Annotated in this window: 18 protein-coding genes; 2 read left to right on the top strand and 16 right to left on the bottom strand. The window is 42.2% G+C overall.

The window, feature by feature from the left end; genetic code table 11:
• Positions 1–93: 93 nt before the first annotated feature.
• From DWY95_RS05650 to DWY95_RS05680, 7 genes are all read right to left on the bottom strand, one after another.
• A complete protein-coding gene (locus DWY95_RS05650; RefSeq protein WP_118552789.1) occupies positions 94–1875 on the bottom strand; it encodes a VirD4-like conjugal transfer protein, CD1115 family in 1782 nt (593 codons plus the stop codon).
• A 110-nt stretch (positions 1876–1985) separates the two neighbouring features.
• A complete protein-coding gene (locus DWY95_RS05655) occupies positions 1986–2486 on the bottom strand; it encodes a PcfB family protein (protein WP_118552725.1) in 501 nt (166 codons plus the stop codon).
• A gap of 41 nt (positions 2487–2527) precedes the next feature.
• Complete coding sequence (locus tag DWY95_RS05660) at positions 2528–2713, bottom strand: hypothetical protein (RefSeq protein ID WP_118539045.1); 186 nt, start codon at positions 2711–2713, stop codon at positions 2528–2530.
• A gap of 4 nt (positions 2714–2717) precedes the next feature.
• Positions 2718–3413 carry a phage antirepressor KilAC domain-containing protein gene (locus DWY95_RS05665; protein WP_158577527.1) on the bottom strand — a complete coding sequence of 232 codons (696 nt, stop codon included), beginning with the start codon at positions 3411–3413 and terminating at the stop codon, positions 2718–2720.
• Between the two features lie 13 nt (positions 3414–3426).
• Positions 3427–4269, bottom strand: a complete 843-nt coding sequence (locus tag DWY95_RS05670) for a DUF6017 domain-containing protein (protein WP_243082593.1) — start codon at positions 4267–4269, stop codon at positions 3427–3429.
• A 550-nt stretch (positions 4270–4819) separates the two neighbouring features.
• On the bottom strand, positions 4820–5455 hold the full coding sequence (locus tag DWY95_RS05675; RefSeq protein ID WP_118552728.1) for a sigma-70 family RNA polymerase sigma factor: 636 nt from the start codon (positions 5453–5455) through the stop codon (positions 4820–4822).
• Between the two features lie 430 nt (positions 5456–5885).
• Positions 5886–6092, bottom strand: coding sequence for a hypothetical protein (locus tag DWY95_RS05680; protein WP_097776605.1), 207 nt, complete (start codon positions 6090–6092; stop codon positions 5886–5888).
• Positions 6093–6375: 283 nt separating this feature from the next.
• On the opposite strand from DWY95_RS05680, the gene DWY95_RS05685 reads away from it, so the two are divergent.
• Together DWY95_RS05685 and DWY95_RS05690 are read left to right on the top strand one after the other, a co-directional pair.
• Positions 6376–6777, top strand: coding sequence for a helix-turn-helix transcriptional regulator (locus DWY95_RS05685; protein WP_055185268.1), 402 nt, complete (start codon positions 6376–6378; stop codon positions 6775–6777).
• A 45-nt stretch (positions 6778–6822) separates the two neighbouring features.
• Positions 6823–7362, top strand: coding sequence for an ImmA/IrrE family metallo-endopeptidase (locus tag DWY95_RS05690; protein ID WP_118552729.1), 540 nt, complete (start codon positions 6823–6825; stop codon positions 7360–7362).
• Positions 7363–7459: 97 nt separating this feature from the next.
• Here the strand turns inward: DWY95_RS05690 and DWY95_RS05695 are convergent, their stop codons facing one another.
• The 9 genes from DWY95_RS05695 to DWY95_RS05735 form a co-directional block, all read right to left on the bottom strand.
• Positions 7460–7789, bottom strand: coding sequence for a hypothetical protein (locus tag DWY95_RS05695; RefSeq protein ID WP_118552730.1), 330 nt, complete (start codon positions 7787–7789; stop codon positions 7460–7462).
• Between the two features lie 40 nt (positions 7790–7829).
• Positions 7830–8732, bottom strand: coding sequence for a sugar phosphate nucleotidyltransferase (locus tag DWY95_RS05700; protein WP_118552731.1), 903 nt, complete (start codon positions 8730–8732; stop codon positions 7830–7832).
• Positions 8733–9040: 308 nt separating this feature from the next.
• Positions 9041–10075 (bottom strand): glycosyltransferase family 2 protein, encoded by a 1035-nt coding sequence (locus DWY95_RS05705; RefSeq protein WP_243082594.1) that lies wholly within the window; start codon positions 10073–10075, stop codon positions 9041–9043.
• Between the two features lie 191 nt (positions 10076–10266).
• A complete protein-coding gene (locus DWY95_RS05710; protein ID WP_118552732.1) occupies positions 10267–11382 on the bottom strand; it encodes a Coenzyme F420 hydrogenase/dehydrogenase, beta subunit C-terminal domain in 1116 nt (371 codons plus the stop codon).
• Positions 11379–12509 (bottom strand): polysaccharide pyruvyl transferase family protein, encoded by a 1131-nt coding sequence (locus DWY95_RS05715; protein WP_118552733.1) that lies wholly within the window; start codon positions 12507–12509, stop codon positions 11379–11381. Before DWY95_RS05715 ends, DWY95_RS05710 begins: the two co-directional genes overlap by 4 nt.
• Positions 12487–13413, bottom strand: a complete 927-nt coding sequence (locus tag DWY95_RS05720) for a glycosyltransferase (RefSeq protein ID WP_118552734.1) — start codon at positions 13411–13413, stop codon at positions 12487–12489. Before DWY95_RS05720 ends, DWY95_RS05715 begins: the two co-directional genes overlap by 23 nt.
• 1 nt (position 13414) lies before the next feature.
• Entirely contained in the window at positions 13415–14806 is a 1392-nt protein-coding gene (locus DWY95_RS05725; protein WP_118552735.1) for a hypothetical protein, read from the bottom strand.
• Positions 14807–15109, bottom strand: a complete 303-nt coding sequence (locus DWY95_RS05730; RefSeq protein WP_147365922.1) for a hypothetical protein — start codon at positions 15107–15109, stop codon at positions 14807–14809.
• 58 nt (positions 15110–15167) lie between these two features.
• Positions 15168–15872: an acyltransferase gene (locus tag DWY95_RS05735; RefSeq protein WP_118552737.1), complete on the bottom strand. Its 705-nt coding sequence runs from the start codon at positions 15870–15872 to the stop codon at positions 15168–15170.
• Between the last annotated feature and the right edge of the window lie 9 nt (positions 15873–15881).

Below are 15881 nucleotides of genomic sequence, written 5' to 3' on the forward strand. Positions count from 1 at the left end.
GTTATTTCGTGTCGGTCATACGGATCACCTGTCCGGGGTCTGCCCGAACGAGTGGACGAGTGTATCGCTTACTGCTGATGAAAGCCTCCTTCCTTATCCTTGTGCCTGTTCGGTCACATCCACTTCATAAAGGTCAAATTCTTCCGTGGTGAGCAGTCGCAGTTCGTGTTTCAGATAGCATTCTACGTCAAACTCGTTTTTCTTGTCGAAATCCGAAAGTTCCTTGTACCGCTTATGTTTGGTAATATCAAACTTATCGCTCAGGAACGGTCTGACACCTCTTAACTGTAAGATGCACTTGCTACCGTCCATGACTGCAAGCTCATCCCGGCTCATCAGCTCTTTTCCAGTCTTTTGGTAGTTCGTTCCAAAAGAGGGACTGTTGCCACGGGTATCCGATGTGTTGTAAAGGTCGATGGTTTCCTTGCCCAGCGTTTCGGAAATCTCCTTGAGGGTGGAGCTTTCCTTGCCGCCCAGGAACAGCATCGTGTCGCAGTTGCCAATGATGGTTTCTGCGGCATCCTTGTAAATGGTCTTTAGCTGGCTTTGCGATTGGAGAATAATCGAAGCAGAAATCTCACGGCTGCGGATGGTAGCGATCAGTTTATCGAACTTTGGAATCTGGCCGATGTTTGCAAACTCGTCCAGGAGCAGCCGCACATGGTACGGAAGTCTGCCACCGTGTTCATCGTCCGCCTTATCACAAAGCAAATTGAATAGCTGTGTGTACAGGATCGACACCACAAAATTGAAGGTATCATCTGTATCGGAGATAATAACGAACATTGCCGTGCGCTGATCTCCCAGCATATCCAGCTCCATCTCGTCGTATGCCATCAGGTCACGCAGTTCCTTAATGTCAAATGGAGCCAGTCTCGCACCGCAGGAAATCAGAATGGACTTCGCCGTTTTACCTGCCGCCAGCTTGTACTTTTTGTACTGCCGCACGGCAAAGTGTTCTGGTTTAGCCTTTTCCAAATCCTCAAATAGTTCATCGACCGGATTCTTGAACTCTTCATCATCCTCGCGGGCTTCGCTGGCATTGATAAATTCCAGCAGCGTGGAGAAGTTCTGTTCTTCTTCCGGGGCTTCATAGTAGATATAGCCGATGAGTGCGCAGTAGAGCAGGCGTTCTGCCTTGACCCAGAAATCTTCGCCGGACTTCTCGCCGTCTCCTTTCGTGTTGGCGATGATCGTATTGACCAGTTTCAGAATATCTTTCTCACTGCGGATATAGTGGAACGGGTTATAGTGCATCGACTTCTTGAAATTGATCGTGTTCAGGACTTTGATTTTGTACCCGGCATCCGAGAGCATCTTTCCGCATTCAATGATGATCGTACCTTTCGGGTCAGTACAGACATAGCTGACCTTTTCGGGCATCTGCATCAGATTGGGCTTTACGAAAAACCGTGTCTTGCCGCTGCCAGAGCCGCCGATCACAATGACATTCTTGTTTCTGGCATACTTCGGATGCTTTGGTCTGCCGCTCATCATCAACCGTTCCGTCTGGGTGAGCAGCACATTATTCTCGAATACCGGGTCAATAAAAGGTTCCATGTCCTTGGCATTGCCCCACCGGGCAGAACCGTATTCCTCTCCCTGCCGATATTTCTTCGCGTTCTTGCCCTTGAAGTAGATCACGGCTTTCAGTGCTGCTGCACCGATCAGACCCACCAGCAAGTCGAACGGATGGAAACTTGGCAGATAACTTTTGTAGGCCAGACCGAAGTTCATAAAAAGAACCATCAGCCTGTCCACGATGGTATCGCCATTACAGTAGCGGTACAGCCATGCGGCTTTCTCCACCATGTAAAAGGCGATGATGTACGGAAAATTCAGCAAAATCAGCTTTTTTACATCTGCTGACTGCATCTTTCCGCTGATTGCCGCCGCTGCTTTCTTGCCCCATGCCGTTCCACCTGTCTGGTTGGAGGGGGCTTTGCGCGGACGCTTGCTTTGTGCGGTCGTTTTCTTTTTCTGGCTCATCGCACCTGCCCTCTGTCTTTCGTCTTTTCCTTGGTGATCTCACGATGCTTGGCAACACGCTCCTTTGCCTGCTCCAGCTTCTTGCGGATGGACTGCCGCTGCTCCTTTTTCAGCGAAACTCCGGTATATTCCTTGAATGCCGCCGTCATAACATCCACATCTTTTGCCTTGAAAAAGACCAGATATTCGGTCTTTCCTTCCTTTTCTGCCTTTTTCAGACTATAATCAATGCCATACTTCCGGGCTACCCGGTCAAACGACTTGATGTTATTGTCCGTGACAACGATATTGGTAAGCTGTGCGCCGCTCTGTTGCAGGCTCTTGATACTCTGCTTTCCTCTCTTACATCGGTTCTGCCCTCCCATCTTCTTTGACTGCTGTTTTTTCTTCTCGATTTCTGCCAACAGCTTTGTCAATGCTGCTTTCAGAATCTGTGCCGAGATTTTTCCGCCTTTGATGCACAATGCCATCGTTTTTTCGTTTACTTCATCCTGCACCTGCTCCCTCCTTTCCGGTTTGTGGTTTTATCCAAACGGTATTAGACACTGACCGTGCCTGATACCGGAGGAGCCGTATCGCCAAAGACCGAACGGAATTTCTTTCTGCACTGGTGCATCATATAGCCGCACTCCCTGCGGTGCCGGCAGGAAATGCAGGGATGGTCGCTGTCCGTCCCCGGACGCTGGCGCATCATACGTTCAAACGGGCTATTTGTAAAGTTCATAAGCTCAACCCTCCTGTTCTGCCATCGGAAGAATACCACGCCGTTTCAGTTCATGGTACAGGAACTTCCTGCCTTTGTGCGTCCATGCCGTATGCAGCTTTTCCACTGCACTGCCATCACTCCGATAGAGCCGGAAAACAAGGTTTGCGGTATATCCTTTATCCTGATGCTTTGCATACAGCACCCACTGATTATTGGCCCGGTACTGGATACCGTGCAGATGGAGCAGACGATTGAACACCTTTGCACCACAGCCGTATTCTTTTGCGATCTGTGTCGTTGTCACAAACGAATCGGGCGGCTGTGATTCGTAAAAACGCTTCGGCGGCGCGTGGCTTTTGCACTTGTGCTGATGCAGCAGTTCAATGACTGCCTGCATCCAGTGATCCGCTCCCATGCAGTGCTGTCCTTCGCAGCTGCGGAAACAGTCATTTTTGTGGAAGTGATGGAGCTTATACAACTGCTTTGCCATCTCCAGCGTGATCCGGTAGTCTTTCACATACCGCTGCACCGTGCGCCCGCCCTCATCCTGCGGGCGGACACGGGGAACGAACTCATAGTCCCGGCCCTCCACAAATCCGTACTGGCACATCCGGGGGAACCACTTGCGGAAGTCACTCTGAATCTGCATCTGGTCGTACAGGTCTCTCGCCCAGATTACCGAGGGAGCCATATCGAAATCCATAAAAAACACGCTCATTGCATTGTCCTCCTTAATTGCTTCTGCCGCCCCATCCGAAATCATGCCTGACCTGTGCAGCGTAATAGCTGTCAATCGTGGTCGGCGCATTATACAGTGTGGCGAGCAGATATTGTTTGATGTTTCGTATCTGTGTGGTATTGCTTTTCAGGCATTCCATCACATACTGAATGTGCATGGAATCCAGCTTCATCAGGCGGCTTTTGACCACCTCTTTCGGCTTTTCTTCCCCGCAAATGCGCAGGAATTTCTTTCTGCTGGTCACGGTTTCTACAAGCAGTTCCAGAATCTCCATCAGGATTTCCCGGTCATGCGGGAAGTTCTTCTCTAAGATCGGGATTTCCAGCTTGTCTTGAAAATAGAAGCGATACCTTTCATCTTCCCGCATCTCTTTCGCTGTGTTTTCCACATACGGTGCGGAATAGATTAGATCAGTCTCACTACTATCAGTATTATTTATATCAGTCTTACTTCCGTTTGATTTCCATACTCCCGGAAGTTCGCTTTTCAAACCACCAAAAGTTTGATTTTCATACTTCCAGTAGTTCGATTGTGAAAGTCCCGCATAGAGGTCTTTCACATACAGCAGGTTTGGCTTTCCCAAGCCCTGCCTGCGCCGCTCAACAAGCTGATATTCGTGTTCCAGCTCATCCAGCAGTTTGACCGCCTTTTGTCTGGCACATCGAATCGAATCCATGATCTCATCTATCGTACAGATGATGTAGGCATTTCCATTCTCGTCCTGCCAGCCATTTTTAAGCGAAAGATTCATCCGATCCAGCAAGACAGCATACAGTAGCTTTGCATCGCCGGACATCTTTTCAAACAGGTCTACCTTGATGAGTGCTTTCGGCACACGGTAGAAACTGTATCGGTCTGCTTCCAGACCTCTGAAATACGGGTACTTCATGTAGATTCATCACCTCCCCTCTTGCTGGATTTGCACTATTATAAATAACAGTACATTCCTACGACGGAGCATCTTTCGACACTCCGCCGCATTGTATCTGCTGTTATTTGAGCTTTGCCATTCTGCCCCAGCCCGTTCCTGCCCCATATTTCAGCGGCGTTTTCTCTGACAAGACACGCAGGATGCACATTCAGTATCAGAAGTATCTCTCTGAGATGGCTTATTCAATTTTCAAGGTTCATGTGAGAGGTTTTGTATTGTCCTCTCATCCTTAGAATCGGAGAAAGGTCATTTCGCAAGGTGTTTTTAAAAAAGTTTTTGAACTTTTTATGAACTTTCCGATTTGGATGGAGATTTTTTGTGTCCTCTCACTCCTAGAATCGGAGAAGGTCTATTTCGCAAGGTGTTTTAAAAAAATTCAAAAAAATTTTTGAGCCGCCCAATTCAGAGTGTTTTCTGTGATTGGACGGCTCATCTTTTGATTATGTATAGGTTATCAGCTGCACAATGCCCGGAAGTGCTTTTTCTGTATCTTGTAAATTGCTGCGTTATAAATTCCGGTAAGATTCTGGCGGGTCATGCCAAGGTGTTTCGCTGCCTCTGTGAAAGACAGACCATGAAACAGATGAGTGTGGACGACCTTTCTCTGCAAATCAGTCAAAGTAGAGAGCAGCTCTTCCACTCTTTCCTCACTTATCATTCTTTCCAGTGTACTCACTGCTTCATCGACTCCCTCTAGGATTTCTTCCCTATACTCCCTGTCCTCACGGGATGGCATCCATTTTCCCTGAATGATTTCGTAATTCATGAAAATACGATCCTCTCCTTCCAGAACCAGCCGGATGTGCCACTCGTATTCATCAAATTCCTCTTCCTCAATGTGATGCCCCGCACCTTCCAATGCATCATATTTATAATGTACGCAGTTACGAAGCGAGAAAACGGTCACTCTTTTATGCGCCCTGTAAATCACATAACCATTTTGGTAGACACTGATGCTTCCATGATTTTCCAGAATCTTCTCGGCTACCACCGACACGCCAGATTCCTCAAGAGCCTTCACGGTGGGAACACGCTGTTCCTTGTACAAAGGAAGTTTAACAAGCTTTTTCAGTTCCTTGAATGTCATCATAATGTCCACCTTTCTGCCTTTTGGCTGCGGGCGGTCTGAAACAAAAAATGCAGCAAAAGTTGTCCCAGACTTACCCGTTTTTTTTTGAACGGGAAGTCTAAGACTTCTCCTACTGCATCGCTATTTCATGATTCACTTTTAAGGTGTGATGTTTAGTCTCTCATATATAGAATTGCTGGAAGGGCATTTCGCAAGGTGTTTTTGAAAAAAAATTAAAAAAAACCGGAACAGGATGAGTTACTCACAGGCGCACTACTGCGCTGCATTCGCTCATTCTGTTCCGGCCTATATCACATATTGCTACGGTATCGCTCTAACAAACAGATATTATATTGTAGACCCAAAAGAACGTCTGGTGGAGCTGGTCGGCTAACCAGGTGCCGCCTAAGATTCCGCCTCTGCGCTTTCAGTGTCGATGAAGCACTCTGCTTCAGGCTTCTTTCCGTTGGTTCTCTGCTGTGAAAAATTCGATACTCTTCACGGGAAGGCCGTGAATGCACTCCACCAGAGATTCAGCAGAAATATAATCTTCACAGCCACCACGCTTGATCTGAAGCATATTCTTTCCATCAACGACACTGCGATTCCCGATCCGCAGCCCCTTTGGGGTGCGGATTTCATGTTCTCCGTTGCTCATCTTCTCACGGCCTCCTTTGTATTGGTTTAGGTTTCTTTTTTCTTCTATTCAATTTCACCTTTTGAACTTCCGCTCTTTTTTCACCTTTTTCGGCTTGCATATTTACGATTTTTACGGTATAATAATCCAAAAGATGATAGAATATAGCATATATTATAAGCAAGTCGTGCCGCCGTGTCAAGAGGAAAATGTGAAAATTCGTTGCATCTTTCAGATTGAATATTTACAAATCCCGTTACACATTGTTACAGCACGATAACTACGCCATAGAAAGGTTGCAAACATGAAATTTGGAGAGAAAGTTCGCGATCTACGAAAGAAACATTCTTTAACACAGGACGAATTGGCACAATGTCTGGGTATCAACAAACGAACGATCATCGGATGGGAGCGTGATGGCCGCTATCCTCGCAGCATTGAAATGCTTGAAAAAATGGCCGATATATTCCATGTACCTCTGACCTATTTACAGCCGGATCAGTCTTTATTTATCGAACGTGCCGCCGAAGCCTACGGAAAAAAGGGCAAAATAGAAGCCCAGCATCTCGCATTTGAGCTTACTGAGCTATTTGCCAGCGGAGAGTTGACCCCGCAGGATATGGACGGCATCATGTATGAAATGCACAAAGCCTATTTTAAGTACCGAGAACAAAAACGAGAAAAGGAACGAATAATGAACCTGTGAACCACTGTTCTATTCACTATGCTATCCCCGGAAGGAGATCACATTATGGATTCTGCATTTATTCACCAAGCCGCCAACGAACTTGTCCAAAATGCCGGAACTCGCAACATCAAACAGATTGCGCGCAGTTGCAGTCTGGACATCAGTGAAACATCCCGCATTAAAGATATGTTGGGTTTACTTTCGCTCTATTTTGATAAGCCATTGATCCTTATCAATCGCCAACTGGACAAACAGACGAAGCAGATGGTGTGCGGCTATGCGCTGGGGCATTATCTGGAGCATCAGCTGCTTATGGACTTGCATACCCTGGACAAGTTTCTGACCATTAAGGACAAGCACATCCTTCTTTACGAGCATAACGCTTTCACATCCCACCTGATGCTGGACAGTGATGAAGTCTATCAAATGACGAAGCGCGGGTTAGACGCTGCGCAAATCTCTGTAGCCAAACGGATTCACCTCAATCTGGTGATGGTAAAACTTCTTGAGCTGCATCATCTGGGGTACGATCTGCGTCACTATCACGCCCAGCACCATGCGTTTATTAAACAGTTCAACCTTCCGACACATTTTCAGTTTTGATGTGGCCGCGCCGGATGAGCTTATGTTCTTATAACCCTAAAACCCTAAAACCCGTAATGGACGGTGCGTTATGCCTGTCCATCACGGGTTTTTCGTGTTATTTCAGTTTTTCGAGAATTTCATCAGCACTCATGCCTTCGGCAAGCAGCTTCTTCAGGACGGATTCCGCTTCTGCCTTTTTCGCTTCCTCTGCAGCCTTAGCATCTGCCTTTGCCTTCTTCGCTTCCAGCGTTACCACTTCTTTTTCGGCCTTCTTCAGAGCAGTCTTCTTCTCTTTCAAGTCAGCCTTTAAAGTGTCAATGTTGGCGGTGATGGATGCGATTTCCGCTGTGAGTGCTTCCTTCGCGGACTGCTTTTCCGCAATCTGCGTTGCAAAATCAGCAGTCACAGTTTTGGGCTTATTCTTGCTACCTTTTGTTCTGGGCATAGGACACAAACCTCTTTCCTGTTATAATAGTTCAAGTATATCACAGATCTGAAAATAAATCAGCCTTGTATACACCATTCTCCAGCATCTTCTTGAAGCTATCCTTTACTGCTGCGACATCCTCATGATAGGTCATGCCGTACCAGGTATCATTGGTTTTCAAAACCTTTACAGACATCTTGCCCTGCTCCAGCAGTTCCCCGATAAAGATAGGAATTAGATACTCTGCCTTTAGCGGATTACCAGGCACTTCTTTCTCGAAGAACTCCTTGAAACCATTTTCCAGCACATCCAAAAAATCAGGAGTCAAGCCCCACATATTCATGGATACCAGAGAATTCACATCAACAACCACACCGTCTGCCTCTGCTCCATCTGCAGTCTTTACGATGTTCTTGGTTTCCACAACCTCAGTCAAGTTTCCGTTCTCATCCATCTTGCAGATACCACGAGTCACACCGCCGTTATCAGACAGCGTGTTCTTCAGCACAAAGCCAGCCATGCAGGACTTGCCGCCATTCACCAGATACTCATGGACGGCCTTGAAGCCTTCCTTGCCATAGTAATCGTCTGCGTTAATGACGATGAACGGAGTTTTAATTACGTCCTTCGCTGCAAGCACAGCCTGACCGGTTCCCCACGGCTTTGTACGGCCTGCCGGAAGTTCTCCCGGAATATCGTTGATATCCTGGAAAGCATAGTCCACAGTTACATTGTGAGCAGAACAAATAGAGGCAATGCGATCACCGATGACCTCTTTGAACTCCTTCTCAATATCCTTACGGATGATAAATACCACATGATTGAAACCAGCTCCAATCGCATCATGTATCGAGTAGTCCATAATGATATGACCAGCATCATCCACCGGCTCCAACTGTTTTATTCCTGTTCCAAATCGGCTGCCGATACCGGCTGCCATGATAAGTAATGTTGTGTTCATATCTCTCCTTATTGTGTTCATATTGCTTTAACTGAGCATCCTTAACACATACAGATTCGTAATTTCTTTATGTTATACTTTCTTTAGAAAACTTTTAGAACATATTCACTCATTATTAGTATTTCATAGAATTTGACCCCGATATGTAATATTTGTGGGCGACATAATTATACAGCAAAAGGTGTGCTTTTTGATTGTTTACGCATAAAAACCGCAACTTTTTATTCCGTATTAATATCCCCTGTTTTATTTTATAAGCGCTGGTAAAAGGAATATTTTTTAAGCTAAATCTCTGCAAATACGTAAGGTTACCGATGAGTAATATTTACGTTATGGCGTTTTTCTCTGATCTTTAGCATGAACGGTATAATAGCCGGACATACCCTCATTAAAATAGCTCTAATCTTATTCGATTTTGTTGTTGGGACTTTTAATGCCACCAAAGCTCTCTGTTTTGTGACATTCAAACATTTTCGATAGAATTCCGGATACTCATTCTTAACTTTCGCTAATACCATTGCATCATAGAAATCTGAGTGGGTGCGCCAATCTGCAAATTCCCATGCAGTCTGAACTCTATCTGTATGTATTTGTAAATTCTCTTTTATAATGTCTAACGCTTTCAGTCCACACTCACATTTTTTTATTGAAAACTTAGTCATTGCACTTGTAGGATTATCTCGACGATAAAAATACGTTTTCAACTTTCCTGCAAGGATTCGATTTGATTTTTGAAAAGCTGCAACATTAAAATTGAATCCTTCTCCAATAAACACTTCGGGTATGAATCTTGTTGTTTTCAATACTTCCCGTTTGAACATTTTACAGTAGCATCCTATCGGCACCTTATAACATAAAATCGCTTCTACTGCATCTTCACCAGTCCATATTCTTACATCATCTGCATCCATCTGCTTATTGTCAAAGCTTCCAAACATATGTGTTGTCAATGCAATATCTGCATCGTAAGCAACCCCTAATGCCAGCATATAGCTTACATATTCTGGCATTATGTAATCGTCCCCATCCACAAAACATATCCACCGCCCCGTTGCTACATCAAGTCCTGTATTTCTTGCTGAACTCACTCCTTGATTTTGTTTGTGGATAACTTTAATCCGCGCATCTTTCTCCGCATAAGAATCACATATTTTTCCAGATTCATCCGTTGACCCATCATCGACAAGAATGATTTCCAAAAATGGATATTCCTGTTCACATATTGACTCAATACACTTACTCAAAAAAGACGATACATTATATACAGGCACAATAACAGTTACTTTGTCTGTAACATTTATCAACTTCTGTTCTATAAATTCACTTGTTTCTTTTGGCAACATAGTCTCATTCCCCTTTACATTTCTGGATATTATCCTCTGAATTCTCAAGTCTTCAATTTTATGAGATCAAAAGATTATATCTAGGAATTCGCCCTATGTTGCGATCTACATCTTTAACCCAAAATAGCATTGGGCTATCGAGGTTTATAACACTTACGTTTACTTCATAACATAACTTATTCCATAATTTGTCATACCCCCCCCATTATTTTTGCTTTAATCAAAAGCATCTTTACTAATTGCTTTGCGCTTTGCTTTGGATACAGCTTTCTTACAATAGCATTAAAATTCTTTCCGTTTTTTATTTCACCAAAAAAGATTTCTCTTGTGTTTGGTTTAATAGATGGATGCCTGAGCTGATGATTATGTTCTATTGCTCGATTCAATTCAACATCCATAAGTTCTAACTCAGACTGTTCTAATAGTTCTTTCCCCTTTTGGGTCTGATTTAGAATCAGAGAAATTCCTTTCCTTTGTTCTTGGATATCAAGATTACTCCCCCAAGAATCGCCAAGCGTAATATCAGAGACACGCATGATATTAGCATACTGGCAATGATAACAATTCTCTGTGTAAGATATTGAATTCAAAAAAGATATAGAGTATTTATCTAATACACCTTTCTGCACAATATAACTTGTACCTTCTCTTACAGCAAAGTTGTTTTTGTTACGGAATTGAATATCCGACAATTTTGGGGTATCAATATCATACTGTGCCAAAAACATATCCAAGACTTTAGGTGATGGCGAACCATGACAAATCAAATCAACCGTATATAAACTATTGTCAAGTTTTTCTCCAACATAGCATTTAACTGCTTCTACTTGGCAAGGCAAACCTACAAATAGAACCTTTCTTCCAGCAATCAAGTATTCCTTTATCTTCTTATAAATTCCACTCGGATTACTCTTAACATACTTTGAGCCTTTGAATTTTTCAACTTCTTTTTCTGATTCGGCAAACATAAAGCCAAATGTTCCCTTTTCAAAAGCACAACTACACACAATACCGCCTGTTCTGACAAAGGCACGTTCTATCGCTTGCGCTACTCCTCCAGAAGATGAACTCGACCGAACTAAAGTATCTCTTGCCCATCCCTGTTTCCACATGATCGGTTGAGTAAACTTTACATTTCTATTGTTCTGACACACTTTTCTGCATAGGTCACAATTCACACATTGTTCCTCATTTATTATCGCATTGTATGAATCCAATTCATCAACAATCTTAATTGCATTTTTGGGGCAACTTTCCACACAGGCCATGCAACCAGTACAATTATCTTTGGTGCATACTGTTTTCACTTTGTATTCACCCCTTTCTTGCTTTGTTTCAAGACATCCTCTATTACGGTATCAATAAAGTTATTCGCCTTATTTCTTTCTCCATTCAATATTTCATCGACTTGCTTAAAATCCACTGCTCGATTCACAACATCAAAATCCTCATAATTATCAATATGTCTTTGTGTTGTGTTTGTCTGCCTCAAAATGCTCTCAAGCCGTCCGCCGAATTCTTTGGGATAAACACAAATAGGTTCCGTATGCAAATTCAAAGAAAAAGCCGTTGCATGAAAAGAATCAGTTAATACAAATTTTGCATTATCAATCAAACTGATAAAATCAAATACTTCTGGCACGAGCATACTTTTTCCAGGACGATAGAACTGATCATACCGTGTGCAAAAACGTACCAATTTTAATCCTGTCCGTTTGGAAAGTTCAACTGCATATCGGTCAAACTCTTTGCTCCGATTCAAATTATAGATAAGTATATAATCATCTTTTATTTTTCTAGGTGTCTCATATTTACGCCAAAAATCTCCAGAGACACACAATGTCGGATCAACAAGATGTATACTGTTTTTAATGTTGTATTGTTCATCTAAAATGACTTTCGCTTCGCTTTCTCGAACCGAAATCCTATTATATTGTTCAAGATAAGGCTTGGTTTTATTGATTTCCTCTGTTGATAATTTACTTTGCCCAAAGCTTGCTGAAAAGGCAAACTTATACTTATCATTCGGCACAAAGCTTAAATATAGACATGGCAAAATCCCATTATTCCATTTTGAATTCCATACTTGGTCGCTTCCAGTACAATACGCATCTGCATCCAAGGGATAACTTTCAAAGTCATCCTCCGTTGTATATGTGTTTTCACTTAAATCAAGATACTTTTTCGCAAAAGACTGAAATACGTTTTTCCATCTGAGAATCGTCGGGATAATCGCAAGTGCTTTAATTGGATTCCCACCACTCCATTTTTTTACTAGATTTTCATACCGAACATCTTCTCTTACATAGTCTATGATCGTAACGTCACAGCCATGCTGCTTTAATATTTCCTGAGTTGCCAAAGCTTGTAATACTGAACCATAGTTCTGCACCGCATGAAGCGTTATGACATCAATTTTTATTTTCTTTTCCATATACCAAATACCAATCTCCCAAATACTGTTTTACTCTATCATAACAATTTATATATTTAAGTAACTTCACTCCATCACATGGATTCTTGCTCAAATAAAACGCTTTCCTGCACTCAATCCATTTTTTTGACATATCAAGTACATCAATCTTTTCCTGTGAGCAATCATTATCTTCTACAAAGTCATGCAAATCGTCTACTACTCGCCTTGCATAATCCATAGATTCCAGCTTTTTCTTATATGTGCGGTTTCGATTACTTTCTTTAGTAAAGGTACTGTCTGTATGCTTCCGCCACTGGATCAGGCTCATATTATATGAATATAACGAATCCGAGAACATTCCCATCCGCCAAAACAGTGCGTCATGCGGAAAATCTACCTGCCAATGTTTTTTACTTATTTCGGCAAACTCTCTTCTTATACAATATGTGCAGCCAGGATAACGAATATTAAACACCTTATTCGACAACGGCTGTTTTATAAGTTTTCCATCATCCTTTTCTGGCCCACATACCCGTTTTCCAGAATCATAAAAGGATTCATAATTCGATGTAAGCACCATGATCTGAGGATTTTCAGCCATGATTTTTTCCATCTGTTCAAGCTTTTGCGGCATCCAAATATCGTCCTGATCGCATGGAAATACAAGGTCTCCCGATGTACTCCAGATTCCTTCCATAAAGTTCCGTTTCCAGCCTTTATTTTCATGATTTACAGCGAACTTCCATGTGGTCAGATTATGTCCTGAAATAAATTGTTTTATTATCTGTGGTGTATTATCGGTAGAGCAATCATCAAAAATCAAAACCTCATCTGCTTTTCTGGTTTGGTTAAGAATTGAATCAAGCTGCTCTGTAATATACGCTTCCCCATTATATGTAGAAAGCACAATCGAAAGCTTCATTTTATTTCCTCCGCTTATTTATCATTTTAATTCCAATCCCCATTAAATCACGCAATGTCTCATTCATTAGTATTCCTAACGATGCAATCGTTGCAACCATATAAGCTATGCAGCCGATAACCGATGGCAATGTGAATCCGAAAGTCAGCAACAGGATAAGCTGTACAAACAAGTACAATTCCGTCTTTTTAGAACATCTCAGATACTTAAAATCTGTTTTGGAGATAAAGAACCATACGATTGCCGACAACAATGTTCCAACCGCAAATGCTTCTTTTGCATGAACAACCGCATAACACACACAGTTAAGTGCAAAGCCAATAGCCAGAATAATTACCAGTTTGACAAAGTAGACTTTTTGTTTTCGCTGCACTTTATACAGGTTCACATAAATGCTTCTTATCACGGTATAGAATATCTGAGCGGAAAAGAGCAAAAATACAACCGCAGCCGAATCAATGTATTTGGTCAAAAAGACTTCCAGAATGAATTTTACTGGAAATGCCGCTGCCGGAATAATGGTTGCAAACACCGCCACATAATTGAACACTTTTCTATGTTCTTCTTCATCACTGACGCGGCAGAAATAATTATATAATGTCGTTGTAACCGGGGTTATCGCAAGATTCAAAAAGTTCTCAACACTAACTGCAAAGGAATATTGTGCAAATGCCAGCGTATCCATCAATGCTTTTACAAACCAGCGATCCATGCTGGTGAGAAAAATTGATGATAGATTTCCTAACGTCAGCAAAAATCCTGCTTTGATATTTGAAAGAAAGCTTTTGAATGAAAACAAAGCTCCTTTTTGAAGCGTATGATTCTTTCTGAAATAGACATCCAGTACAATCCAAATCAAGAAATAAAGAACCACATATCCTGCAATGTACCAGAAAACGCTATCTGTCCGAAAAACAAAAAGCAGCACCATATTCAACGCAAATGTTGAAATGGTGGTCAGATTCATTGCCTTACCATAGAGATTAAATTCTCCTGTTGCCTGATACAAGAACTTGAAATAATTGCTCATATTCTGTGGCAGAATAGAAATTGCAAAAAAGGCCAGAATACGATCTCTGAGTATTATCGCAACTATCAAGACTGCGATGGTAGTAACTGTTTGAAAAATGCACATCGTTGACAAATCCGTAGAAAACTCTTTGTCAACATCTTTTCCCAAAGTCTTACCGCCATATTTCAAATATATACCATCAACAAACCCCAAATGAAAAAGTCCAACATACGACACATACAGTTGAAACTCTTTTATTCCGGCATAGCTTTCGATTGACAAATATTTAGGTAATAAAAAGTTTGTTGCCAAGCTAAAGGCAACATTTACCAAATTGGCAATTAAAACTGCCACGATTCCTTTTTGCAACTTTTTGTCCATTTATTTCACCACTGAATATCTTTTCTCCTGTTTCCCTTTCAATTTTTTCCACATCACGCTTAAAAGCACCGGAACAATAATCCCCGCAAACATATACGCAATCCACCAAGCTCCCTGCTCGTACAATACAGGAAATGCTGCAATCCCTTCTCTGGGCTGATTATAGACTACTACACCAACAAGGCTGATAATCTTAAAACACAGGAAATGCAATACAACTATCGCCATCGAATTTTGTCCACAGCAAACGATTGCATACGCCAGCAGCTTTTTCTTCTTCAGTTCCTGTGCAACTTCGTACAACAGTACCCATCCACAGATGGACACTACTAACAGAAAACCCGGATTTTCGTATCTATTCTCATCCAATGCAATACTTCCGATTTGATTGCAAAGAACCAAAATCAGAAATGCAACTACCATTTTCCAATAATGATATTTTTCGGTGCATACGGTCTTTTGAAGTTCTCTCACTACCGCCCCCAAATAAAACAAGCAGTAATAAGATAACACCCTGTTTACCCCCCCCCCAGATAGAATCTGTCAGAGCGCATCTATATCCGACCGCCAGAAATACTATTGAAACAGCTCCTTGCAGTAAGAAGTTTGCCTTTTTACTGACCGTCACTTTCTTTATTACATAATCTATGCAACAATATAATACCGCTATCTGCATCAATGTTGAAATAAACCAGAGTGCAGAGCCAAGCTGTGTATGTCCATGCAGAAAAAAGCTTTTTATAATGTTTTTCCCAATCTCACTAATCGACCAAGGATCTGGAGAATAAATTCCCGTTTTAATAAATACATTATGCAGCAACGAAAACACTGCCGTCCACAATACATATGGAAACCACAATCCCTTAAATTTCCGCTTAACAAAGCTTAAAACATCCTGCATGGTCTCGGAATTGGATGCATTGAAGCAGTACCCAGATGCCATAAAGAAAATAGCCATGTGAAACAGATAAATAAAATGCGTGAAAGGCATCCCGCAATGCCCTCCAACCATAAGGATTATTCCGATTCCCTTTATAATATCAATGCTTATATTTCTATTTTTCATTTAGTATTC

The sequence above is a fragment of the Faecalibacterium sp. AF28-13AC genome, assembly GCF_003478405.1.
Lineage (GTDB): Bacteria > Bacillota > Clostridia > Oscillospirales > Ruminococcaceae > Faecalibacterium > Faecalibacterium prausnitzii_E.

What these genes read in the sequence shown, in the direction of transcription:
- DWY95_RS05650 (WP_118552789.1), bottom strand. Translation starts at nt 1,875, where the DNA reads ATGCAGTCAGCAGATGTAAAAAAGCTGATTTTGCTGAATTTTCCGTAC.
- DWY95_RS05660 (WP_118539045.1), bottom strand. Translation starts at nt 2,713, where the DNA reads ATGAACTTTACAAATAGCCCGTTTGAACGTATGATGCGCCAGCGTCCG.
- DWY95_RS05665 (WP_158577527.1), bottom strand. Translation starts at nt 3,413, where the DNA reads ATGAGCGTGTTTTTTATGGATTTCGATATGGCTCCCTCGGTAATCTGG.
- DWY95_RS05675 (WP_118552728.1), bottom strand. Translation starts at nt 5,455, where the DNA reads ATGATGACATTCAAGGAACTGAAAAAGCTTGTTAAACTTCCTTTGTAC.
- DWY95_RS05680 (WP_097776605.1), bottom strand. Translation starts at nt 6,092, where the DNA reads ATGAGCAACGGAGAACATGAAATCCGCACCCCAAAGGGGCTGCGGATC.
- DWY95_RS05685 (WP_055185268.1), top strand. Translation starts at nt 6,376, where the DNA reads ATGAAATTTGGAGAGAAAGTTCGCGATCTACGAAAGAAACATTCTTTA.
- DWY95_RS05690 (WP_118552729.1), top strand. Translation starts at nt 6,823, where the DNA reads ATGGATTCTGCATTTATTCACCAAGCCGCCAACGAACTTGTCCAAAAT.
- DWY95_RS05695 (WP_118552730.1), bottom strand. Translation starts at nt 7,789, where the DNA reads ATGCCCAGAACAAAAGGTAGCAAGAATAAGCCCAAAACTGTGACTGCT.
- DWY95_RS05700 (WP_118552731.1), bottom strand. Translation starts at nt 8,732, where the DNA reads ATGAACACAACATTACTTATCATGGCAGCCGGTATCGGCAGCCGATTT.
- DWY95_RS05705 (WP_243082594.1), bottom strand. Translation starts at nt 10,075, where the DNA reads ATGTTGCCAAAAGAAACAAGTGAATTTATAGAACAGAAGTTGATAAAT.
- DWY95_RS05715 (WP_118552733.1), bottom strand. Translation starts at nt 12,509, where the DNA reads ATGGAAAAGAAAATAAAAATTGATGTCATAACGCTTCATGCGGTGCAG.
- DWY95_RS05720 (WP_118552734.1), bottom strand. Translation starts at nt 13,413, where the DNA reads ATGAAGCTTTCGATTGTGCTTTCTACATATAATGGGGAAGCGTATATT.
- DWY95_RS05725 (WP_118552735.1), bottom strand. Translation starts at nt 14,806, where the DNA reads ATGGACAAAAAGTTGCAAAAAGGAATCGTGGCAGTTTTAATTGCCAAT.
- DWY95_RS05735 (WP_118552737.1), bottom strand. Translation starts at nt 15,872, where the DNA reads ATGAAAAATAGAAATATAAGCATTGATATTATAAAGGGAATCGGAATA.